The 22,656-nt window shown below is 34.2% G+C and carries 18 protein-coding genes and 1 riboswitch; of the genes, 6 read left to right on the top strand and 12 right to left on the bottom strand.

All coding sequences use genetic code 11. The annotated features are described in order from the left end of the window. The first annotated feature begins 96 nt into the window (after positions 1-96). The 3 genes from NST63_RS06835 to NST63_RS06825 are packed head-to-tail and all read left to right on the top strand — an operon-like array spanning position 97 to position 3,809. Positions 97-1,596, top strand: a complete 1,500-nt coding sequence (locus NST63_RS06835) for a spore germination protein (protein ID WP_341041669.1) — start codon at positions 97-99, stop codon at positions 1,594-1,596. Positions 1,597-1,653: 57 nt separating this feature from the next. After that, positions 1,654-2,742 carry a GerAB/ArcD/ProY family transporter gene (locus NST63_RS06830; RefSeq protein ID WP_341041668.1) on the top strand — a complete coding sequence of 363 codons (1,089 nt, stop codon included), beginning with the start codon at positions 1,654-1,656 and terminating at the stop codon, positions 2,740-2,742. Then, complete coding sequence (locus NST63_RS06825; protein WP_212944504.1) at positions 2,739-3,809, top strand: Ger(x)C family spore germination protein; 1,071 nt, start codon at positions 2,739-2,741, stop codon at positions 3,807-3,809. The genes NST63_RS06830 and NST63_RS06825 overlap by 4 nt, the downstream gene beginning before the upstream one ends. Before the next feature lie 45 nt (positions 3,810-3,854). Here NST63_RS06825 and NST63_RS06820 read toward each other — a convergent pair whose 3' ends face one another. Next, positions 3,855-5,027 carry an FtsW/RodA/SpoVE family cell cycle protein gene (locus tag NST63_RS06820; protein ID WP_212944505.1) on the bottom strand — a complete coding sequence of 391 codons (1,173 nt, stop codon included), beginning with the start codon at positions 5,025-5,027 and terminating at the stop codon, positions 3,855-3,857. Between the two features lie 264 nt (positions 5,028-5,291). On the opposite strand from NST63_RS06820, the gene NST63_RS06815 reads away from it, so the two are divergent. Further along, a complete protein-coding gene (locus NST63_RS06815) occupies positions 5,292-5,609 on the top strand; it encodes a thioredoxin family protein (protein ID WP_212944506.1) in 318 nt (105 codons plus the stop codon). Positions 5,610-5,839: 230 nt separating this feature from the next. Here NST63_RS06815 and NST63_RS06810 read toward each other — a convergent pair whose 3' ends face one another. After that, positions 5,840-6,316 (bottom strand): spore coat protein, encoded by a 477-nt coding sequence (locus NST63_RS06810; RefSeq protein ID WP_212944507.1) that lies wholly within the window; start codon positions 6,314-6,316, stop codon positions 5,840-5,842. 86 nt (positions 6,317-6,402) lie between these two features. Continuing rightward, the gene (locus NST63_RS06805) at positions 6,403-7,824 is read right to left on the bottom strand and encodes a phospholipase D family protein (protein ID WP_242598210.1); all 1,422 of its coding nucleotides are present in this window, start codon (positions 7,822-7,824) and stop codon (positions 6,403-6,405) included. Positions 7,825-7,965: 141 nt separating this feature from the next. Between NST63_RS06805 and NST63_RS06800 the strand changes: the two genes are divergently transcribed. Continuing rightward, positions 7,966-8,103 carry a lmo0937 family membrane protein gene (locus tag NST63_RS06800; protein ID WP_212944510.1) on the top strand — a complete coding sequence of 46 codons (138 nt, stop codon included), beginning with the start codon at positions 7,966-7,968 and terminating at the stop codon, positions 8,101-8,103. Between the two features lie 83 nt (positions 8,104-8,186). Here NST63_RS06800 and NST63_RS06795 read toward each other — a convergent pair whose 3' ends face one another. Next, the gene (locus NST63_RS06795; protein WP_212944512.1) at positions 8,187-11,270 is read right to left on the bottom strand and encodes an efflux RND transporter permease subunit; all 3,084 of its coding nucleotides are present in this window, start codon (positions 11,268-11,270) and stop codon (positions 8,187-8,189) included. Between the two features lie 98 nt (positions 11,271-11,368). On the opposite strand from NST63_RS06795, the gene NST63_RS06790 reads away from it, so the two are divergent. Beyond that, a complete protein-coding gene (locus tag NST63_RS06790; RefSeq protein ID WP_212944514.1) occupies positions 11,369-12,229 on the top strand; it encodes a TetR/AcrR family transcriptional regulator in 861 nt (286 codons plus the stop codon). Between the two features lie 55 nt (positions 12,230-12,284). On the opposite strand, the gene mgtE is transcribed toward NST63_RS06790, so the two are convergent. From mgtE to NST63_RS06750, 8 genes are all read right to left on the bottom strand, one after another. Beyond that, positions 12,285-13,643 (bottom strand): magnesium transporter, encoded by a 1,359-nt coding sequence (gene mgtE, locus NST63_RS06785; RefSeq protein ID WP_212944515.1) that lies wholly within the window; start codon positions 13,641-13,643, stop codon positions 12,285-12,287. Between the two features lie 152 nt (positions 13,644-13,795). Continuing rightward, positions 13,796-13,948 carry a hypothetical protein gene (locus NST63_RS06780; protein WP_280616661.1) on the bottom strand — a complete coding sequence of 51 codons (153 nt, stop codon included), beginning with the start codon at positions 13,946-13,948 and terminating at the stop codon, positions 13,796-13,798. Between the two features lie 141 nt (positions 13,949-14,089). After that, positions 14,090-14,260: riboswitch (M-box (ykoK) riboswitch) on the bottom strand. A 75-nt stretch (positions 14,261-14,335) separates the two neighbouring features. Further along, complete coding sequence (locus tag NST63_RS06775) at positions 14,336-15,283, bottom strand: magnesium transporter CorA family protein (protein ID WP_058002828.1); 948 nt, start codon at positions 15,281-15,283, stop codon at positions 14,336-14,338. A gap of 387 nt (positions 15,284-15,670) precedes the next feature. Beyond that, positions 15,671-17,995, bottom strand: coding sequence for an RNA polymerase recycling motor HelD (gene helD / locus NST63_RS06770; protein ID WP_341041660.1), 2,325 nt, complete (start codon positions 17,993-17,995; stop codon positions 15,671-15,673). A 593-nt stretch (positions 17,996-18,588) separates the two neighbouring features. Then, on the bottom strand, positions 18,589-19,368 hold the full coding sequence (locus NST63_RS06765; protein ID WP_065107209.1) for a hypothetical protein: 780 nt from the start codon (positions 19,366-19,368) through the stop codon (positions 18,589-18,591). 145 nt (positions 19,369-19,513) lie between these two features. After that, entirely contained in the window at positions 19,514-21,940 is a 2,427-nt protein-coding gene (locus NST63_RS06760) for a heavy metal translocating P-type ATPase (RefSeq protein WP_212944518.1), read from the bottom strand. Between the two features lie 123 nt (positions 21,941-22,063). Further along, positions 22,064-22,270 carry a copper chaperone CopZ gene (gene copZ / locus NST63_RS06755; protein ID WP_058002831.1) on the bottom strand — a complete coding sequence of 69 codons (207 nt, stop codon included), beginning with the start codon at positions 22,268-22,270 and terminating at the stop codon, positions 22,064-22,066. A 13-nt stretch (positions 22,271-22,283) separates the two neighbouring features. Next, on the bottom strand, positions 22,284-22,619 hold the full coding sequence (locus NST63_RS06750; protein WP_218958433.1) for a metal-sensitive transcriptional regulator: 336 nt from the start codon (positions 22,617-22,619) through the stop codon (positions 22,284-22,286). Positions 22,620-22,656 lie beyond the last annotated feature (37 nt).

Here is a 22,656-nt window from a genome sequence, read left to right as displayed (position 1 = left end):
AATTATATTCATTCATTGATTTACATAGTTCCCCGCTAATTGGTAACAATACTGATAAATGTCAATCTTACGATCACTTTAATCGGGGGATCAAATATGGATTTTTTTAAGAAGAGAAAAGAAAAGAAACAGCAATTACAAAATATTGAGCCTAAAAAGGAAAGTCTCAAGCCTAAATCAAAAGATGTAACAGAAGCAAAATATATTAATAGTCGAACTGGGATGCAATTTTCTTTAACTTTCGTCTCCACAGTTGTAGATGAAGAAATTATTCAAAAGGACATATTACCTGATTTATTAGAAGGAGATTTTGCAACAATTGGAGACATAAAAAAACTTCTTCCTGTAGCAGATGTAGAAATTACAACAGATATGGCCAAGGTCGATCAAAAGATATATAACGGATATATTTTATTACAGGTGGAGACAGATGACGGAAAATATGCGTTTATATCTGCTCAAAAGGAAATTACTCGTTCAGTAAGTGCACCAGAAATTGAATTTAGTGTCATAGGTCCAAAAGAAGCGTTTATTGAATCCCTTGATCAAAACTTAAATTTAATTAGAAAGCGGCTTCCTGTCAAACAATTGATTGTAGAGGAATTAACTGTAGGTAAATTATCCAAAACAAGAATTGCTATTCTTTATATGGAAGACATCGTTGAGATGGAAAATGTTGAAACTGTCAAACAAAGACTTAAAAGCTTAGAATTCGATGAAATTAGTGATAGTTCCTTTGTGGAACAATTAATTTCGGATAACCAAGCCTCCCCTTTTCCCATCTTTCTGGATACAGAAAGACCTGATAGAGCAGCTGGTTCTATCAGTCAAGGAAAAGTAGTTATGGTAGTGGATGGTTCCCCACATGCTTTAATCGGGCCCACTACGTTATTAGAATTTTTCGTTTCGTTTGAAGACTATTACTTGAACTGGATTATCGCAACGTTCTTTCGTATTTTGCGTATTTTCTCAGTTGTCTTTTCCATTATAGTTACACCGCTATATGTTGCAGCTCTAACTTATCATTATCAAATGGTTCCAAGAGCAGTTATGGCAACCTTAATAAGTTCACGGCAAGGGGTTCCCTTACCACCTATTTTGGAGGCATTAGTATTAGAAATTACAATTGAGCTTTTACGAGAAGCCGGTGCTAGACTACCAACAAAGATCGGTCAAACAATCGGTATCGTGGGAGGAATTGTTATTGGTACTGCATCAGTTGAAGCTGGATTAACTAGTAATGTCTTACTAATATTTGTCGCATTAGCTGCACTCGCTTCCTTTACAACACCAATTTACAAAATTGGTAATACCATTCGTTTCATTCGTTTCCCATTTTTAATTTTTGCTCAGCTTTGGGGTTTACTTGGAATTGTATTTTGCTTTTGTATTCTTCTTACCCATTTACTTCGCTTAACTTCGTTGGGTAGACCATATTTAGAGCCAATCTATCCGCCTAGATGGAGTGATTTGAAAGATACCATTGTTCGATTAGGTTTTAGTAAACAGGCAAAACGGCCTAAATATTTACGAACCGATAAGAAGAAACGCTTTTCCTCTAAAAATGCTAAACAAAAGATAGATATTGATGAATAAAGAGTACTAGAAAGTAGTGAAAGAATTTATCCATTTTTTTCTGTTAGGAGTCATACTATGCAAACAGTACCTGAAAACCGAAAAATATCACCATTCCTCGTTTATTTTACAGTTACATCCATTCAAATAGGTGTGGGTGCTTTAGGTTTTCAACGACTTATTTCGAAAACAGCAGGTTATGATGCTTGGATTTCTGTTATTATTGCAGGTTTAGCAACCAATATGATTATGTGGATGATATATAAGCTTTTGGAAATGGGAAAAAAGGATCTAAGCGAAACACATAAGTTTGTATTTGGAAAATGGATTGGATCGCTATTAAATACTTTCTTTATTCTTTATTTCACCTTTTTTATCATCACTATTCTTCGTACCTATATCGAAATCGTTCAGGTATGGATGTTTCCCGATTTCAGCACTTTTTGGTTTACATTATTCTTCCTCATCCTCTGTATTTATATTGTGAGAGGAGGATTTCGAACAGTAACAGGAATTGCTTTTTTTGGTGTCGTTTTCCCTTCCTATTTAATAATACTTTTTGGCTTCACTATCCCTTATGCAGATTTCAAGCATTTTTTACCTTTACTTGATCATTCTTTTAAAGAATTAATTACTGCTTCTCATCAAATGTCCTTAACATTTATGGGGTATGAAGTATTACTTATCTATTATCCTTTTATTAAAGAACCAAATAAATCAAAAAAGTGGGCACATTTTGGTTTATTTTCTTCAACTGCAATCTTTTTATATACAACTATAATCTCATTTGCCTATTACAGTGAGGAACAAATTCAAAAATACATTTGGGCGACGCTGTCTACGTGGAAAATTGTCCATCTTCCTGTCGTAGAGCGATTCGAATATGTTGGTATTGCCAATTGGTGCTTAATTATTTTGCCGAATGTATGTCTTGCATTATGGTGTGCTAGTCGAATACTTAAACAAACGTATAAAATTTCACAAAGAAAAGGAGTATTTATCGTAGCAGCTCTTTCTCTTCTAATTATTCCTTTGCTTAAAACCCGACAACAAATAAATATGATCAATAGTATTTTAGGGAATTTAGGTTTTTTAATTAATTTTATCTATATTCCATTTTTATTAATTTTAGTTTGGCTGTTAAAGAAGGTGAAGCTGAAATCATGAAAAAATATTTACTCATTTTACTATGTACAACCCTACTTACAGGTTGTGTGGAAAAGCAAATTATTGATGAATTAAATATTGAAACAGCTCAAGGATATGACCTAGCTGAGAATGATCATTTGAAAGGTACCCTTCTTTATGTAAAATATTTACCCGATAAGAGCTTTCAAAATCAAACCTTAACAACGGTAGCTGAAACAAGTAGGGATGTTCTAACAGCACTTGAACGACGTTCCAGTGATCCTCTTGTTACAGGGGGGATTCAAGCTGTATTATTTGGTGAAGAATTAGCTAAGCATGGCTTTGTTAGACTGATTGATTCCCTCCTAAGAGATCCGAATGTAGGTTCAAGAATTTTATTAGCAATGGTAGAAAAGGACAGTGCGCAAGATGTATTAGAAGGGAATTATGGATTTAAAGGAAATGGTACCTATATTAAGAATCTGCTCACACATAATATGGAAAATCGCGATGTTCCTAAACTAAATCTTCACCTTTTTGGAAACTATTACGCTTCTAGAGGTAGAGATGCTTTTTTACCTATACTAAAGAAAATAAATGACAATACGTTAGAAATAGCTGGGATAGGAATTTTTAGTATAAACAAGGTTGTTTATAAAGTTAGTGAAGAGAAAATGTTCTATTTTAAACTTATGGTGGACAAATATAGTGAAGGAAGTAAAATTGTTAATTACGGAAAAAATGAAGCAGTGATACGAAGCATTCATTCCAAAAATAAAATAAAAATTATAAAATCTCCTGGCAAACTTCATGCTAATATCTATATCAATGTCGATGCCGTGGTACGTGAATACTCTGGAAAAAAAGTATCCCACAAAGTAATCAACGGTCTCGAACATGCGATGGAAAAGGATATAAAAAAAGAATGCTTAAAAATGTTACACACTTTTCAAGATAGAGGCATTGATCCAGTAGGACTTGGCGAATATGTAAAAAGTAAAACTAGACATTATAATTATGATAAATGGTGGGATGAGGATTACAAGAAAATCACCTTAAATGTTATCCCGAAGGTAACGATTATGGAAAGTGGAACGGTTGAATAAAAAAAACTAGCCCGAAACTTAATAGGTGACGGGCTAGCATACTGTCTATTTTTCTCCACCGAACATATACTTTTTATAATGATATCGTATCGAAAATATTAATCCAATGGCAAACATATTACCCATTAAGGAGCTTCCTCCATAACTAATAAATGGCAAAGGAATACCAGTAATCGGTAAAAGTCCAATTGTCATTCCGATATTCTCAAATACATGAAAGGTAATCATCGCAATTACACCAGCACAAATATATGAATAAAATTCATTCTTCGTTTCTAAGCTCGCTTTAGTAATGTGATAGATCAACATAAAAAATAAACTTACAACCACACTGGCACCAATAAATCCGAAGCTCTCGCCAATCATACTAAAAATAAAATCGGTTTGTCTTTCCGGTATATCCACTTCCGTAAGACTAAATTGTTTTCCAAAAGTTTGTCCGGAGCCAATAGCAAGAAGGGAATTGATTAATTGATACCCCTCATTACTCTTATATTTATATGGATCAAGCCATGAGTTAATCCGATCAAACTGATAAGGCTTTACATGTAAGTATTTTTCTAATATCTCTGGCATCCAAATAGCAAAATAAAGCACAATTCCTGCAATAAAACTTCCACCGCCGAAAATAGGCAATAATAATTTCCATGTAATCCCTGATACAAAAATGACCCCTAAAAGAATTGATATGACTACTAGTGAGGTTCCTAAGTCAGGTTGTTGCATAATTAGCACAAGGGGAAGTAAAGTGACTAAACCCAATTTTACTAATAACCAAAAATCGGTTTTCAATGTCTTAATGATAAATTTATCATGATGATCTACTACCGTTCTTGCTAATGCTAAAATTAAAAAGACCTTCATGACCTCCGATGGCTGGAAGGTACCCATAAACGGAACTGTAAACCAACTTTTTTGCCCCTTCGTTACATGGGCAATGCTTTCTGGAGCAATAATCAAAAATGTTAATAGAAAAATTCCAAATCCATATAAATACCATGATAATCTTTTTAACTGATCTGAATCAAAATGAATCGTAACAGCTATTATGCATACACCCACTACATACCAAACTACTTGTTTGATGACAAAGTTTTGATCTAATTGACCTGATTTTTGTGCACTATAAATAGAAATAACACTAACCAAACACATTAACATTAATGTTAAAACAAGACCATAATCTATTTTTGAAGTTTTCCCTGTCTGAGAAGTCATACAATCCTCGTCTCCTAATACAATCTAACAAATACACGCTTTAATTTTCTTTATGTATTATATTTCTATTATACTTAATCCCTTCAAAGAGACAAAGAAACAATTTGTGCCAAGATATTATTTTATATTATTTACATGGAAACATCCACAAAAGAAGACTAATTTATTGAATGAATTTATTAATCTATATACAATACTAATAAGTACCTGACATGGTCCTAAAAAAATAATTTAACATGTTATCGTTAAGGAGGAAAAGTAATAATGGAAGAAATTAAATCAATTAAAACATTTGAAGAAATAATTTCTGGTAATGATCCTGTAATCATAAAATTCTATGCGGGTTGGTGTCCAGACTGTACACGTTTAAATATGTTTATTGATGATGTAATTAAAGATTATTCACAATATAAATGGTATGAAATAAACCGTGATAATTTTCCGGAGCTAGCTGAAAAGTATAATGTTATGGGTATTCCAAGCTTATTAATTTTTCAAAACGGAGAAAAGTCCGCACACCTTCATAGTGCAAATGCAAAAAGTCCTGAGCAAGTACGAGACTTTCTTGATAGTCAAAAGTAAAGACTGTTATTGTATCATTTGTTGCTTTGTAAAAGCCCGACTACCAGCTTTTACACCCATTAAAGGATAGTAGCGTTTTGATGGAGATTACAGCTCTTTTCTCAGTAAAATGAATGTTGTAGCGATCTTCAGCCGATATTTATATTCAAACTAAACAATGTTTGTGGAAAGAGCTAAAATAAAAAACATGAAAGAGGATGATTTAAATCATCCTCTTTTTTTGTTGCATATTAATATTTCATTGTTAATGCTTTTTCAGCATTTTCAGCGTCATTAGTAAGTAATTGATGAAGATCAAATGCTGGATAATACCCATGCTTATTCATATATTCAAATACTTTAGTATGCCATTTAATACTATTATTTAAATGCTTTGTAAATACAGATTTAAGCTCTGGAGTGGCAGTTTCAGTAATTGCAGCTGCATAAGTTCTTACAGATGTTTTTGCAGCACCTAGCAAATTTCCCGCAAAGAATGCACTATCGTCTTGACGTTCATGTGCATATGCTCGAGGTGCTCTTGAAATAAATGGAACGAGTTCTTTTATATTTTTTTCTAGTGAGCGGATTGAAAATAAAAATAGATCACGTAATTCTGGATTCGTTATCTTTTTTAATGATTTTTTTAAATGTATTAAACAATTGCTTTGCAATGCAATTAATTCATGTAATTCTAATGTTTCATGCCATGCTAAATGTCTTGCCATCTCTTCTCTCCTCCTCTTTTCAAATCGCTTTATTATATGCAAATTTAGGCGATTAGGAAGATATTCCTTTAAAAATAGTAAATCATTCAATAAGTAGTTAATTGCAATAGCTCCTGCATTCTATAGATTCCTTCTTGGAAATAGATGAACCTACTTTGGAATTTTGAGAAATCAAGTGTAAAATCACCATCGCGATTTTCCCATAGTCGATGAAAATAATGATTTAGTTGATGAACTACTATAGAATGATTTGGAGCCTTTATTTTTATATCAGTCTCTAAATTATAATCGGCAAGATTACGAGAAGTAAGATTTGCGGAGCCATTAAAAATTATTGAATATTTATCTTTTTTAATAAAAATAAGCTTCGGGTGAAATTGTTCCTTTTTCGTATTATACCAACGTATTTGAATCTTCCCTTTCGATTTCTTATGCAGCTCATGGGCAACAGGTCGATTAGGTAAACCAGATTTTTTGTTTCCAAAAGCATTTTCATTTGGATCCAAGATTAAGTTGATTTTTACGTTTCGCTGAGAGGCTTCCAACAAGGAATGAATAATTTTTCTATCAGCGATATAAAACATCGCCATCCATAACTCATCTCCAGCTTTTAATCGGTTAATTTCTCTTACAACATGCTTATGTATCTTTCCCTCTGTTAATAACTGAAATTGATGATCCCCTTGCTGCCCCCCCTCTTCCATATATATTGGGAGCATCGGTCCATTTGATATATTAACTGCTGCCTGCTCAGATTCTAGTAGATCATGAATAATCGGTCCTCTTATTTCAATGCCATGATTAGAAAAATAAGCACTTGCATCATGAGGATTTCCTGATGCGATGAAAACTGTTTTATCAGTCGCAATCGTTTTTCGATGATTGGCTTTTATATTTAATAATTTTAAATAAGAACGAACGGTCATTTTGGGAGCATTATCTGCCATAGCATTAGGAATCCACCCTTGTCCTGACTGTCCAAACCATTTAAAAAACATCCTCCATATACTTGAATAAAGTGGAGTTGAATCTCGCAATGGATCAAGGTCTGTCATAATTACTTCAATCCCATTTTTCTTTAATCTTTCAAGTTCCTTCGACTTATGTGAACCATAAGAAGTATTAATCTCATCCGTGATAACCATAATCCGAACTTCTGGTTGCTGCTTCTTTTTATTAATCAATTGATTAGCGAAACTTTCACTAAGTGGCGGAAAATGAAGATGTTTATCGTAATAACCATTAAATAAAAAAAAGTCACAAACGATAAACTGCTCCGCCTCCTTAATAATTTGAAAAATCCGAGGAAAGATTTCATGCTCTACTTTAAGCTCATTTCCCTTTTGATAAGTTAAATCTGTTAATAAAGTAACCTCCTTATCGGTGCCACGATAAATCCTCCCCTCATAGGAAAGTCCCTTTGGAAGTGGTTTATAAGAATGATAAAGAATAGTACCGCAATATGTAATAAAAAAGATAGTAACAAGAATAAAAAGAACCTTCCTCATCATGATCCCCCATTTTTCATAATCCCTTCATAGCTTTCCCCACTCAGGAATGAACATGAGAAGATTTCATAACTTTCCAATTGGTTTGGAATTGTCAACCATGGGTAAACTATTACAAATACAATGAGGAGGAAACTAAATATGCTTTGGGCAATAATTGGCGTACTAATTTTACTCTGGATCTTAGGACTCATCGGACATATTGCAGGGGGATTTATTCATATCCTACTTGTTATAGCCGTAATCATCCTGGTCATTAAATTAATTAAACGTGTATAAAAAAATAGGACAAGGGGGCAGGTCCACTGTCCCACAAAAAAAGCCTTACAAGCTAATAAATTGACTTGTAAGGCTTTTTTCCTTTAGTTTTCCTCTATTTCATTCCGCTTTTTCTTGAACATCTTAGACAAGACTTCATAGACAATTGGTACTACAAGTAATGTTAATAATGTGGAGCTTGTTAAACCACCAATAACAGTAATGGCAAGACCTTTCGAGATTAGTCCCCCACCGCCTTCTCCTAATGCTAGTGGAATTAACGCACCAACTGTTGCAATTGCTGTCATCAAGATTGGACGCAGTCGTGTAGCCCCTGCCTCTAATATTGCCTGACGCATAGACATACCATCACGTTCCATATGAATTATTCGGTCTACTAATACAATGGCATTTGTCACTACAATACCGATAAGCATTAATAAGCCCATCATAACTGGTACAGAAATCGTTTCGCCCGCAAGGAATAATCCAACGAATGATCCAATAACGGCAAATGGTAATGAGAAGAGAATCGCAAATGGTGCCACACCCTCACGGAAGGTAACCACAAGAATAAAGTACACAATGGCAATCGCTGCCAACATCGCGACACCTAGTTGTGTAAAGGCCTCATTCATATCAGCCTGTACACCAGCAACATCAACAGTTACTCCTTTTGGTAAATCCATTTTATCAATTTTATCACCAATATCCGCAGTTACTTTTGAAACATCTTTTCCTTTAACTTTACCAGAAACAGTTGCATAATACTCACCTTTACTACGTGCAAGTGTATTTAGCGTTGTTCCTTTCTTCACCTTAACTAGCTCAGAAAGAGGCATTGTTTTACCAAGCGCTGTTGGAATTTGCTTATCCAGAATATCATTGATAGATTCTGGCTGTGCAGCTTGCTCTTGTTGAACAATTACATCTAATGAATCTCCATCTTTTTCAACTGTTGTTAAGACATCTTTTGTTTTTTGTGGACTTAACATCCCAACAAGCTGACCTGTTGTTAAACCATATTTCAATAAATTTCCTTGTTCCACTCGGAATGTATATTCAACATATGCATCTTCCGCACTTGATGAGACATCTTTAAGATCGTCATTATTATTCATTAAGTCTTCTACTTTTTTTACAGTCTGATTGAGTTTATCTAAATTTTCACTGTAGAAAGTATAACTTACTTCATTACTTGATCCAGACATTGATGAGAAGTCCTGGCTCTTCCATGTACCAGATTGATCAAGAGTCGTCACGTACTTTTCTATTTTTTCTTTCTCTTTTGGAAAATCTTTCATGTCAGGGTCAAAAATCAAGTACATTAATGCCCCACCTGAGCCGCCGCCCATCATCATAGCCGAAGCATCACCTGGCTCCGTGACAGATACTTGCACAATATCGATATCATCACGTTTTAGCATTTTCTCTTCGACTGCTTTCACATTTTCCAAAGTATCTTTTTGAAGTTCTCCCGTTTTTGGTGTATACGTTAAGTACATCACCTTTTCCTCTTCACTACCTAAAAAGCTAAACCCAATTAATGGAGTTAACGCTAAACTTCCTACTAATAATAGAACTGCAAGAATCGAAGCAATCCATTTATGATTAAGCACTTTATCTAAAATTCTTTTATATCCTCTTGCTAATTTACCAGCTTCTTTATGGCTACCTTCCGTTCTTTCACCATATAACTTTTTCCTAAATAAAAAGTGAGATAATGCTGGAACAATGGTAATTGCCACAAGTAAAGATGCTCCAAGTGCAAATGCCATCGTTAATGCGAAAGGCATAAACAACTCGCCAACCATGCCACCAACGAATATCATAGGTGCAAATACAGCTACAGTTACTAGAGTAGATGACATAATTGGTTTGAACATTTCTATCGTTGCTTCACGAATTAATGCCCGACCTGTTAATTTTTCTTCTTTCAGATGGAGGCGTCGATAAATATTTTCCACAACAACAATTGAATCATCGATAACCCTTCCAATCGCAACAGTTATTGCACCAAGGGTCATTATATTTAATGTAATATCTAACCAGTGGAGCAATAGCAATGCCATGAAAATAGAAACTGGTATCGATACAATTGATATAATGGTTGATTTAAAGTCACGTAGGAAAAGCAGAATGATTAATACAGCAATTAATCCACCAAATACGGCCTTTTCCACCATCGTAGACACAGATTTTTCGATTGGTTCACCTTGGTCAAGTGTGATATCAATCTTTAGACCATCATATTTTTTCTTTTCATCTTTTACAAGATCCTTCACCTCGTTGACAACGTCAACTGTATTTGCCTGTTGTCCCTTTACAATCTGAATGGCAATAGCATCCTTCCCATTTGTTCGAGAAACTGACTGTACTTTACCGACAGTTTTAATTGTTGCTATGTCACTAAGCTTCACAAATGGGGTTGGATTTGTCGCTGATGGGGTAACAGGAACCATCATATTTTTCAATTCATCAATGGTCATGAACTTGCCATCAATAGCGACAGCTTGTTCACCTTCTTTAAACTCATAAAGCCCTAAAGAAACAGACATGTTACTTGCTTGGATGATTTCTTTCACCTTATCTTCTGTTAAGCCTAATTCATCCATTTTAGTTTTATTATAAGTTAGATCTACTTCCTCAATATGCTGACCTGTAATCGTGGCAGAAGCTACACCATCTAACTTCTCAATTTTCGGTAGTAAACTCTCCTCTACCGTTGATGTTAAGTCAACGATATCCTCTTTGGAACTGCTGACACTTAGTGCCACTACCGGCATCATATTCATACTAATAGCAGATGTTGTCGGTTCCTGTGCTCCCTCAGGTAATTTCACCGTATCTAATGCTGACTTCAACTCACGCTTTGCTTCGTCCATATCGATCCCATATTCATATTCAACCTGAATACTTGCCATGTTTGAATATGAATTTGAATAAACGGATTTTACATGATCAAGACCTTCTACTGCCTTCTCGATTGGCATAGATATATCATTCATTACCTGTTCAGGAGTGGCACCAGGATAAACATCCGATACCATTAAGAAAGGAATTGAAATATCAGGAATGGTCTCTGTTTTCATTCTTGTACCTGAATAAATACCAGATACAGTTATAATTATCGTAAGCAACCAAACTGCTAGTTTATTCTTTAAAACAAAATTGACTAACCCTCTCACTTTTACACCTACCCTTATTTGACTTATTTAGCCTATTTTTCTATAATAATGACTACTTGGTCATTTGTCAAATAAAGACATAGGAGCGATTAATTCAAATGGTTAAAAAACAATTAATAATGGAAAAGGCGTTGGAGCTTTTTGCTAGGCAAGGTTTCGAGGCAACTTCTGTACAACAAATAACAGAGCACTGTGGTATTTCTAAAGGGGCATTTTATTTATCTTTTAAATCAAAAGATGAATTGATTATTGCTCTCATTGACCACTTTATGATGCAAGTAATCGCAGATATTGACCATATAGTCAGAGGAGATATCAAAAACGAGATACTCTTATATAAATTTTATTATACAATCTTACAATCTTTTCATAATCATTCGGACTTCGCAAAACTTCTTATGAAAGAACAGTCGCAAACTCTCAACGATGAATTGATGCACAAATTGCATTACTATAATAGTTTACTTGATAAAACTATTTTATTATTACTTGAACGTCTCTATGGAAAAACTGTATTAAAGACAAAATATGATCTCATGTATTGCGTCAAAGGCTTTATGAGTATGTACTCACATTTATTCTTGTTCTTTAACCTTCCACTTGATTTGGATCAATTAGTAAGATCACTAGTGGAAAAGACAAATATTCTTGCTGAGCAGGCATCCAACTCCTTTCTTTCAAAAGAACTGGTCCAAATTACAAGCCAAGCAATGAATGAAAAGATTTCAATAGAACAAATCCTTCCAATGATTGATCAAAAAATATCAGAATTAGAAGAGTCTATCGAAAAGGAATCACTCATCCTCCTAAGGCAGCATCTAATAGAACCAAGCCTAAGCCCCGCAATCGTCAAAGGGTTACAAGAGAATATACGCAATCATCCACATTGCAAATGGATTGCCTATTTAATTCGAAGATACTACGGGGACATAGGGTCCGGTCCACTGTCCCAGCAGTAAAAAAGAGGTCTGTTTACTTTTTATTAAACAGACCTCTTTTTTACTATAAAATTTATTACATTAATTTAGATATAAATGCTGTTGCAATCCCAAAATAAATAAGTAAAGATAAAATGTCATTTAATGTAGTAATTAATGGACCAGAAGCGACTGCAGGATCAATCTTAAAACGGTATAGAATTAAAGGAATAATAGTCCCAGCTAATGTTCCAATGATTAATGTCATAATTAACGAACTACCTACAACTAACCCTAAAACAGGACTACCCTGCCAAATATAAGCGATAATCGAAATTAAAATTCCACAAGTAACCCCAATGATAAGACCTACAGAAAATTCACGGAAGATTAATTTTAAAACAACCTTTTTATTAATATCGTGTGTAGCCAGCCCTCTAACAACAACTGCTAACGACTGTGTTCCCGTATTCCCAGTCATTCCTGCGATCATAGGCATAAAGAACGTTAAAGCAACGACCTTTGATAATGTATCTTCAAATCCGCTAATAATGGTTCCAGATACTAAACCAATAAATAATAGTAAGATTAACCAAGGCAATCTTCTATATGCAGCAACAAAAGCTTTCGTATCAAAATCTATCGCCTTACCAGAGGCAGATAGCTTTTCAATATCTTCATTTGCTTCTTGAATAAAAACATCGATAATATCATCAACCGTTACAATCCCTACTAACTCATTGTTATTCTCGACAACGGGGACAGCTAAAAAATCATATCTTTCAATAACACGGGCAACTTCCTCTTGATCAGCATCAGTTGAAACAGATATCACTCGACTAAACATGATGTCATAAATTTTTTCGTATTCATCCGCTAATATTAAGTCTCGGTAAGATACGACACCGACTAATCGTTTTTCCTCATCAATGACGTATAAATAGTTAATCGTTTCAGAGAACTCCGCAAATATCTTAAGCTTATCAACAGTCTCACGAACAGTATAATGTTGCGGAATCCACACAAAACGATTGGTCATCAATCTCCCCGCTGTTTCAGGAGAGTAATTCATTATATTTTTAACAATTATAGATTCCTCTTGCTTCATACCTGAGAGAAGCTCATCTATTTTCTCCGGTGACAAATGCTCAAGTAAAGAAGCTAGATCATCATTATCCATGAGATCCATTACTGGTCCTGATTTCTCTCCACCTAGTTTTGCAAGTACCTTTAATTGGTACTCCTTATCAAGCTCTTGGATAAGCTCTGCGATTTGTTCAGGATAAAGAAACAACAGGAAACGGGTATAATGTTTTTCTGGTAAGCTCTCAAATATCCGCGCTATATCATAAGGATGAAGTTCATCTAAAATTTCTTGGAACTCTTTTCTTTTTCCTTCTTTGATGTTTTTTATGATTTGAATGATGATTTGGTCTTCTGTCATATTCATTATCAACTTAGACACTCCTTTTCGAGGAAGAAAGAGGATTTTCCCAAATATAAAGGGAAAATTATATAATTTCTACCTTTTCATTATTCCCCTAAACATCGAAAAGAAAGGCAAGAGACCACTAAAAAATATTTTTTCAAAAACAGGACACTAGTGTTCTATTCCCGTTTTTTAAAGGGACAAACATTCTTCACATCGATCAGTGGATCCTTCCTTTTCTCCACTTCTCTTTCATAGGGGTATGAGAAGTGAACGTTTTTAACTAAAAATTTATTCATATATATAGGTACCGAATCAGGTAAATTGTCCATTCTCATCACCACCTAAATTAAAATCTAAACTTTATGGATAGTAAAATTTAGTAAAAGTACCCAAAGCTAAAAGAATAAAATAAAAAACATCCCCCAACGAAGAGGATGTTTCAATAATTGACAAAAAAATGATCATGATTGAATAAGACTCAAATCGTTGAGCTTTAGCACTATATGGCATAGGAAAACGTTCATCCAGCTACATTAAAAACCACCTTAATTCGATGGTTCCTGTTGACCCCATTGGCGTCTTTCGAAATTTCTGGGCAGCAGCATATCTCCATATAGGAGCCTCACCTAACGAGGTTATTAAATTTTACTATTCACTTTTATTTATACGCAGTAAACAAAATAATGTCAACCTCTAGAGCAAAATATTTAACCCATTTAAAAATATTTCTTCTTCCAAAAAACAAATGCCGTCATACTAGCTAAAAAGATTGCAAATAAAATAGCAGTTTGAAAGGCATGTGGATAATTTTCTAAGTTAAATGGTAAATGTACATTCATCCCAAGGAAACTAGCAACCATCGTTGGAAATGACAGAATAATTGTGATAGAAGTTAAAAACTTCATTACACCATTTAGGTTATTAGATATTATTGAAGCATATGCGTTCATCATACTACTTAAAATTGAACTATAGGTCGATGCCATCTCAATTGCCTGAGTATTTTCAATAATGACATCCTCTAATAAATCCTTATCCTCTTCATACATTTTTATATAATTTATTCGCAAAATTTTATCTAGCACCATTTTATTTGACTTCAAAGAAGTGGTGAAATAAACCAAACTTTTCTCTAATGCTAATAATGAATATAACTCTTTATTTTTCATCGACGATTGGTGAAGCTCCCGCTCAACCTCATCTGTTTTCTTATTAATTTGTTTCAAGTAACGTAAATAATAGGATGAAATAACAAATAAAATTTGTAAGGCAAATCTTGTTTTTTTAAACGTATAGAATTCTTTCTTTTTGTTATTTTTAAAATCCATTAATACTTGCGCATCCTTTAATGATATCGTAATGATGCACTCATTTGTTAAAATAATTCCAAGTGGCAATGTTTCATAAACTGAATAACCAGACTCATCCTTCGATATATATGGATAATCAATAATAATAAATACATCGCCCTCTTCTTTTTCGATACGGGACCGTTCTTCGTCATCCAATGCGTCTTTAATAAAATCAACTGGTACATTGGCATGATCAGCGACAAATTGAATTTCTTGTTCGCTTGGAGAAACTAAATTAATCCAACATCCTTTTGTAATGTCGGTTACAGTTTCTAATTTGTTCATTTTATTTGTTTTATAAATTTCTAACATAAGCCAACCTCCTCTTGTTGAGCGAGGAAGTCATTTTACCTTCGATCGGAAAGTAGATATATTGACTTCCTCATATGTTATTGGTTCAGGATCCAAATATATCAACTCCCTTTGAATGTAATACTTTCTAATCTTAAACTAAAATTGTATAAAAGGACAATGCATTTGAAAAACATTTCATTTTTCAGAATTCTATTATCATTATAGTGTGCAATCATAAAAATGCGCATAAATCGCCATTCAAAATAAATTGGAAATCGAACAGCCTATAAATAAATAAACGAAAAAAACGCTTTATGCAGCGTTTTTTCGTTTATCAGTAATGTTTAATTTAACAGTTTACCTTCCGTCCAATGATTATCTTCTAAACCAAGCCTTTATCAGTCACTAGTCTAATGAATATCGTTCTGAATCAACTGCATCAAAAAGCGGAGACGGTTTACCTACACTTGTAATAATCAGTCGATGCATGGCTCTAGTACAAATCGTATAAAGTAATGTTCGTTCAGAATCCTGATGATACATTTCATTGGAAGCATTTAATACAATCACACAGTCAAATTCCAAGCCTTTCGCTAAATAAGAAGGAAGGATCATCGGACCATCAACGATTTCCTGATTTTTCATCCCTATTAAAGTAACATTTATTTTGTTCTTTAAAAGCTGAAATGCCTGTTCACAGTCCTTCATAGTTTTACCTATAATAGCAACAGAACCCGAAACTTTTGTTAATTTATTCACCTGATCGGTTATTTCTTCTATTAATTGGTCAACATCATTTCTGACAATGATAGTAGGTTTTTCCCCTTCTCTCTCAAAAAGCTCAATTTCCTCACCGTCTTGTAAAATCTCCTTTGTAAACGCAGTTATGGCTGCAGTGGAACGATAGCTCTTTGTTAAACGGATAATCTCTGCTTTTTCTGCACCAAAAATATCAATTGCAGTTTGAATCGTCGGTTTTTTCCCCTTATTGAAAATCGATTGATTGATATCCCCCAGCATCGTAAATTTACTATACGGAAACATATATTTCATATATTCAAGTTGAAGCGGGGAATAATCTTGTATTTCATCTATGAACACATATTTGATTGATGTTTGAGATTTTCTTCCCTCAATGAGATCACTTAAATATAAATATGGTACAACATCCTCCATATGAATTTTTTTATGATTTAATGCGTGAATCGTATGATTTTGAATTTCCAGCCATTCTCTATCAGAAAGCTCAAATTCATCAAGATGAATAAATTCAGATGCTTTCTTTAGAAAATCAACAAACTGAGCTTTTATATGAAAGAAACGGTATCTCTTAACAGCAGCCTTTATTTTGCGAAAGTATTTTCGGACAATTTGCTTAGCTAGATACTCTTTTTCTTGATCAAATGAATCAAAGACAACCTTCCCTTTTCGTTCCCCTTTTAGTGAATGTTGGAAAGCTTTTAAGTAATCTTCTCGATCAAGAAGTTCCATCTCCTCTTCAACCCAATCCTCTTGTTCCTCCTCTAGCGCTTTTTCTTCTAAGCGTTTTAATAATTCTTTCGTAACTAATGGAAAACGATTAGGCAATGAAAATGATGAATCATAGGAATAGAAAAGCTCAGAATTTTCCTCCTTCGATATGAGAACCTTTCCCCGAAAACGAATATCTTTAAAAAAGAGACCAGATTCATTTAAATCAAGTACATATTTATTTATAGCCTGGAAGAAGGAGCGATCTCCTTTCAATTGTATCGCTTTAGACCTCCACGTATTCTCTATTTCATTTACACTATTTTCGAATTGCTCAAATAAACTTTCCAACTCCAAATCAGGAAACCTTGATTGGGCATAATCAAAAAAGGTTGTTTGCACAATATTATTTTCCCCGAGCTCAGGAAGCACTTTTGAAATATAGTGATTAAATAAACGGTTTGGTGAAAAAAGTATCATTTGCTCCGAATGCAAAGAATCCCTAAATCGATATAAAAGGTAAGCAATTCTTTGCAAGGCTGCAGAAGTTTTCCCGCTTCCAGCAGCTCCTTGAACGAATAAGAGGCGACTGCTTATATCCCTTATAATCTTGTTTTGCTCCTTTTGGATGGTAGCTACAATGCTTTTCATATGTGTATCTGCTTTATTTCCTAAGACTTCCTGAAGCATTTCATCCCCAATGGTTACTCCTGTATCAAATAATGATTCAATACGCCCATTTTTAATTAAAAATTGACGTTTTAATAGCATTTCACCAGATCGTGAACCTTCCGGGGTTTCATAAGAGACGGGCCCCGGACTTCCATCATAATAGATGCTTGATATTGGTGCCCGCCAATCATAGACAAGATATTCATCATTTTCATCGATAAATGATGCAATCCCGATATATATTTTTTCTTCCGTTTCGTCATTCTCTTTAAAATCTACTCTTGCAAAATAAGGTGATTGTTCAAGCTTCTTCAGTGTTTCAATACTTTCTTCTACATGTCCATAGCTTCGTTCACGCTCAGAAAGCAATTCCGCTTGCTGTCGAATACTTGTAAATGTTTCAATAACATCATCAGGTTCATCTAAATTAACCGTCACATCTTCCCAAAAGTTTTGACGTATTTCTTCAGCCTCATCCTTTACTGATTTTACCTGCGATATCAGGAATTTTTCTTTTTGTTTTACCTTTGCTACAGTTTCATCTACTCTTTGTTGTTCCTGTAACCATTCATCATTTTGATTTGACATAAGAAACCTCCTGAAAAAATGTGAAATAGTTGACATCGCACTTTAAATGTGATAATGTTAATATAGGATATTTATAAACTACACCAACAAACGATGTCATGCATCTCTAAATTATATCACCTTTGTCATCTTCTTTCCAGTTATCCTCTTCATTTTTTCAATCCTTTATAATAAGTACATAACCTTTTCATTTTATATTACATTTTCTAAACAAGAAAAATGCATGTGTATTTTTGTGTTGCGCACAGATAAATAAAATTTGCTGTTGCCATTTTAACCCTTGCTCCCTCGATAAAGAGTAACTGTTTATGTAGACTAACATACCCAACAGAGGTTTGAAATGCCTAAAGCATTGAAGCCAATATTTATAAAAAACACAAAAAGAAGAGTTAACCAACCCTTCTTTTATGCTTATTTTTGGCTCTTTCCTCAAACATTGTTGCTATTTAAGGAAAGTTTTAACTAATAACTATCGGTTGAAGACTGCTACATTTTATTTCTGAGAAAAAGCTGCAAACTTCATTATGCCGCTGAATCATTATTGGGTGTAAAAGCCGGCAGTTGTTTACAAAAGCAACTATACGAAAACAGCCTTATTTTTTTATTTCAACTACAAATGGAAATACTCTAACTTTATTTTCCTGTTTAAATTCTGCCCAAATTTTATAGATCCCTTCCTTATCGAACTGTGTTACGAATACAGGTTGATCTTCCCTTTCTGGATGTACATGAAGAAAATGATTGGCTTTTTTATCTAGAATAACGACATGCCCCATTGCTCCAAGATACGGTTCCAAGTTTGATTGATCTAATTCGAATGAAAGTGTAATTGGTTCATTAGGTTTAGTTGAACTCATTTTTAATTTTACTGTTTTCCCTTCTACAGTTTTCGTCAAGGAAGAATCAGAAACTATATGATTTGTTTGAGAGCCTTCATCAGAATTTCCAACTTCAAAAGGAATAGGTTTGATTGAGTAGTCCAATCCTTTTGGTTTTATGTCAATAAACGCCTTATATTTTCCATTTGATAATGTCTTTTCAACAGTAAATTCACCTTCACTCACCTTCGTTGGATGAAGGTGAGCATATTGATTTAATGATTCATCGACGATAATTAAATGAAGAAGCTTCTCATGGTTGACCTCTAATGGAATTGGATTATTCGAAAGGTCTGTCAATCGTATATGGATAGACCCATCTTCATAATGGAATTGTGAAAGCACTTGGCCCTCTTGTTTCTGCTCCTGATGTTCGTGATGCTCGCTCGCCTCAACTTTTGGGGCATTTGTTTTTTCAAAAAACTTTGCATAAACCGTATAACCAGCAATGACTACTAAAAGGTAGATAATTGCAGCTAAAGCCCATTTTTTCATTAAGCTCACTCGCTTTCTTTTTTGGTACAGACTATAGATATTGGATAAAGCGTCTCATTTGTAAAACCTATTTGCTCTTCTCTGTCAGTACTTGGAAAATCCATTCCATACAAAAATATCAGAAAAGAGCTATTTGATAGGTGCTTCAGGCTTTATTCACCTTTACACGTTGTAAACGAAGTGCGTTTAATACAACAGATACTGAACTAAATGCCATGGCAGCCCCTGCAAGCCAAGGTGCTAAAAATCCAAGTGCTGCAACAGGAATTCCTAGTGTATTATAAGCAAATGCCCAAAATAGATTCTGTTTAATATTCCTTATAGTTTTGTGACTCATTAAGATAGCATCTGCAATTGCATTTAAATCGCCTCTCATTAGAGTAATATCGGCAGCTTCCATTGCAATATCTGTACCAGTACCTATAGCCATTCCAATATCACTTATAGCAAGTGCCGGTGCATCATTTATACCATCTCCAACCATTGCCACACGTTTTCCTTGCTGCTGCAATTTTTTTACTTCATCAGCTTTTCCTTCTGGTAATACTTCAGCGATTACATGATCAATCCCTACTTCAGATGCAATTGCATTTGCAGTACGTTGATTATCACCAGTCATCATAATAACCTCTAATCCTAAATCCTTTAGTCTTCTAATTGCTTGCTTAGAGGTATCCTTGACTGTATCAGCAACAGCGACCATTCCCATAAAGGAACCATTGATTGCAACAAGCATAGTTGTTTTCCCAGCTTCCTCAAGTTTTTCCATTCTTTTAATGGCAGAGTCAACATTTATATCATTTTGCTGCATTAATTTTTTTGTACCTACTAAAATATGATTGTTATTTATTCGTGCAGCTATTCCATATCCTGGTATCGCTTCGAAATGATCCACATTTAATAATGATATTTTCTTTTCTGTAATTCCTTGGACAATAGCTTCTGCCAAAGGATGTTCCGATTGTTTTTCAGCAGAACCGACCATTTGGGAAAAGGTCATCTCATCCATATCTCCATCAACAATAATGTCTGTTAGTACTGGTTTTCCATTTGTTACTGTACCGGTCTTATCAAGAACAATCGTGTTAATTCGATGTGTTTGTTCGAGATGTTCCCCACCTTTAAATAAAACACCTAATTCTGCTGCACGACCTGAACCTGCCATGATAGAAGTAGGAGTGGCAAGACCTAAAGCACATGGACATGCAATGACCAGAACGGCGATTAATTTCTCTAGAGCAACAGCGAATTCTCCAGGACTTACCCATACATACCACACGATAAAAGTTAGAAACGCTAGACCTACTACAATTGGCACAAAAATACCAGAGATTTGGTCAGCTAAACGCTGAATAGGTGCTTTGGAGCCTTGTGCCTCCTCTACCACTTTTATGATTTGTGATAATGCCGTATCTTTACCAACTTTTGTTGCATTTATTTTAAGAAAACCATTTCGATTTATAGTTGAACCGATGACATCATCACCGACTGTTTTATCGACAGGAACACTTTCCCCTGTCAACATTGACTCATCTAATGCTGATTGTCCTTCCACGATGACACCATCAACAGGTATTTTTTCACCGGGCTTAACGAGAATGATATCTCCGACTACAACTTCTTCTAAAGGTATTTCTATTTCTTTCTCATTTCTTAAGACGATCGCAGTCTTTGCTTGTAATCCCATTAACTTTTTAATCGCTTCAGAAGAACGTCCTTTAGCACGTGCTTCAAATAATTTACCTAAAATAATGAGAGTAATTAATACAGCACTTGTTTCAAAATAAAGATCTACCATATGCTCCCCTGATCCAATAGATGCAATGGCTACATAGAGACTGTAGAAATAGGCTGCAGATGTTCCTAAAGCCACTAGTACATCCATATTTGCACTTTTATTCCTTAATGCTTTATAAGCACCTACATAAAATTGTTTACCGATAATAAATTGAACAGGGGTTGCAAGAGCAAACTGAACCCAAGGATTCATTAACATTTCAGGTAAATATATAAAAGAAGTAAATTTAAAATGACTAACCATCGCCCATAATAATGGAATCGACAATATTAGTGAAAAGATAAATTTCCCTTTTTGTTTTTCTATTTCCTTTTCACGATAGTCAAGAGTATCTTCTTTATCTTGCTTTGGTATTGCTTGATAGCCAATTTTCTCTACTGCTTTACTCATCTCCTGAATCGTTATCTCAGATGGGTTATATTCAACACTCCCTGTCTCTAATGCAAAGTTTACAGTTGCATTTTTCACCCCATCAAGCTTATTTAGGGTTTTTTCAATCCTATTAGCACAGGCTGCACAAGTCATACCTACTAAATTAAAATCAGCTTTTTCCGATTCTACTTCATATCCAAGACTATTAATTTTCTTTTCCATCTCACCTAGATTAGTTACTTCAGGACGATATTTAACAATGGCTTTTTCTAAAGCAAAATTTACATTGGCTTCCTCAATACCATCCATTTTATTTAATCCCTTTTCGATTCGATTTGCACAGGCTGCACAAGTCATACCTATAATCGGGATTTGAGATTCCTTAATCGTTGATTGACTCATTTTCACTCACTCCTTTTATCCAAACCTCAACTACTATACCCCAGTATCCTATAATATGCAGATAAAAAAATTTGGCTAATCAGCACCGTTTATTTTTTCAAGTAAACGATGCTAACTTCCAATTTACTCTACATCATATCCTTGATCATCAATTGTTTCTTTAATCTCGTTTAAACTTACAACATTAGAATCAAATTGTACTTGAACTTTGCCATTATCTAAATCAACACTAACATTTTTTACACCATTTAATTTTCCTACACTACCTTCTATAGAATTAACACAATGACCACAAGACATTCCATTCACAGTTAAAGTAATATTTTCCATGATAATCCCTCCATTATTTTTTCATTAATTTTTGAATAGTGACAAGAACTTCATCTAGTACTTCCATATCACCTTCTTGTATTCTTTCAACAATACAACTTTTCATATGGCCTTCTAATAAGATTTTTGCAACGCTATTAAGAGCAGATTGTGTTGCAGATATTTGAGTAATCACATCATCACAATAAGTATCTTTCTCTATCATACCTTTAATGCCACGAATTTGTCCTTCTATACGATTTAACCGAGTAGTTAAGTTTTTCTTTACATTAGCTGAATGATGACTCTTTCTCTCTTCGTGAGTAGAACAACTAGTTTCAATTTCAATATTTGAATTTTGATTTTCCAAAGACGTCACCTCCTATTTACACTTTACTATACCCCCC

The sequence above is a fragment of the Heyndrickxia sp. FSL W8-0496 genome (assembly GCF_038007825.1).
Classification (GTDB): Bacteria; Bacillota; Bacilli; order Bacillales; family Bacillaceae_C; genus Heyndrickxia; species Heyndrickxia oleronia.
Note: the sequence above shows the minus strand (reverse complement) of the source record. Positions and strands in the feature narration are given on the sequence as shown.

What these genes read in the sequence shown, in the direction of transcription:
- NST63_RS06775 (WP_058002828.1), bottom strand. Translation starts at nt 15,283, where the DNA reads ATGTTAGAAATTTATAAAACAAATAAAATGAACAAATTAGAAACTGTA.
- NST63_RS06780 (WP_280616661.1), bottom strand. Translation starts at nt 13,948, where the DNA reads ATGGACAATTTACCTGATTCGGTACCTATATATATGAATAAATTTTTA.
- NST63_RS06805 (WP_242598210.1), bottom strand. Translation starts at nt 7,824, where the DNA reads ATGAGGAAGGTTCTTTTTATTCTTGTTACTATCTTTTTTATTACATAT.
- NST63_RS06835 (WP_341041669.1), top strand. Translation starts at nt 97, where the DNA reads ATGGATTTTTTTAAGAAGAGAAAAGAAAAGAAACAGCAATTACAAAAT.
- NST63_RS06760 (WP_212944518.1), bottom strand. Translation starts at nt 21,940, where the DNA reads ATGAGTCAATCAACGATTAAGGAATCTCAAATCCCGATTATAGGTATG.
- NST63_RS06790 (WP_212944514.1), top strand. Translation starts at nt 11,369, where the DNA reads ATGGTTAAAAAACAATTAATAATGGAAAAGGCGTTGGAGCTTTTTGCT.
- NST63_RS06815 (WP_212944506.1), top strand. Translation starts at nt 5,292, where the DNA reads ATGGAAGAAATTAAATCAATTAAAACATTTGAAGAAATAATTTCTGGT.
- NST63_RS06825 (WP_212944504.1), top strand. Translation starts at nt 2,739, where the DNA reads ATGAAAAAATATTTACTCATTTTACTATGTACAACCCTACTTACAGGT.
- copZ (WP_058002831.1), bottom strand. Translation starts at nt 22,270, where the DNA reads ATGGAAAATATTACTTTAACTGTGAATGGAATGTCTTGTGGTCATTGT.
- helD (WP_341041660.1), bottom strand. Translation starts at nt 17,995, where the DNA reads ATGTCAAATCAAAATGATGAATGGTTACAGGAACAACAAAGAGTAGAT.
- NST63_RS06800 (WP_212944510.1), top strand. Translation starts at nt 7,966, where the DNA reads ATGCTTTGGGCAATAATTGGCGTACTAATTTTACTCTGGATCTTAGGA.
- NST63_RS06765 (WP_065107209.1), bottom strand. Translation starts at nt 19,368, where the DNA reads ATGAAAAAATGGGCTTTAGCTGCAATTATCTACCTTTTAGTAGTCATT.
- NST63_RS06810 (WP_212944507.1), bottom strand. Translation starts at nt 6,316, where the DNA reads ATGGCAAGACATTTAGCATGGCATGAAACATTAGAATTACATGAATTA.
- NST63_RS06830 (WP_341041668.1), top strand. Translation starts at nt 1,654, where the DNA reads ATGCAAACAGTACCTGAAAACCGAAAAATATCACCATTCCTCGTTTAT.
- NST63_RS06820 (WP_212944505.1), bottom strand. Translation starts at nt 5,027, where the DNA reads ATGACTTCTCAGACAGGGAAAACTTCAAAAATAGATTATGGTCTTGTT.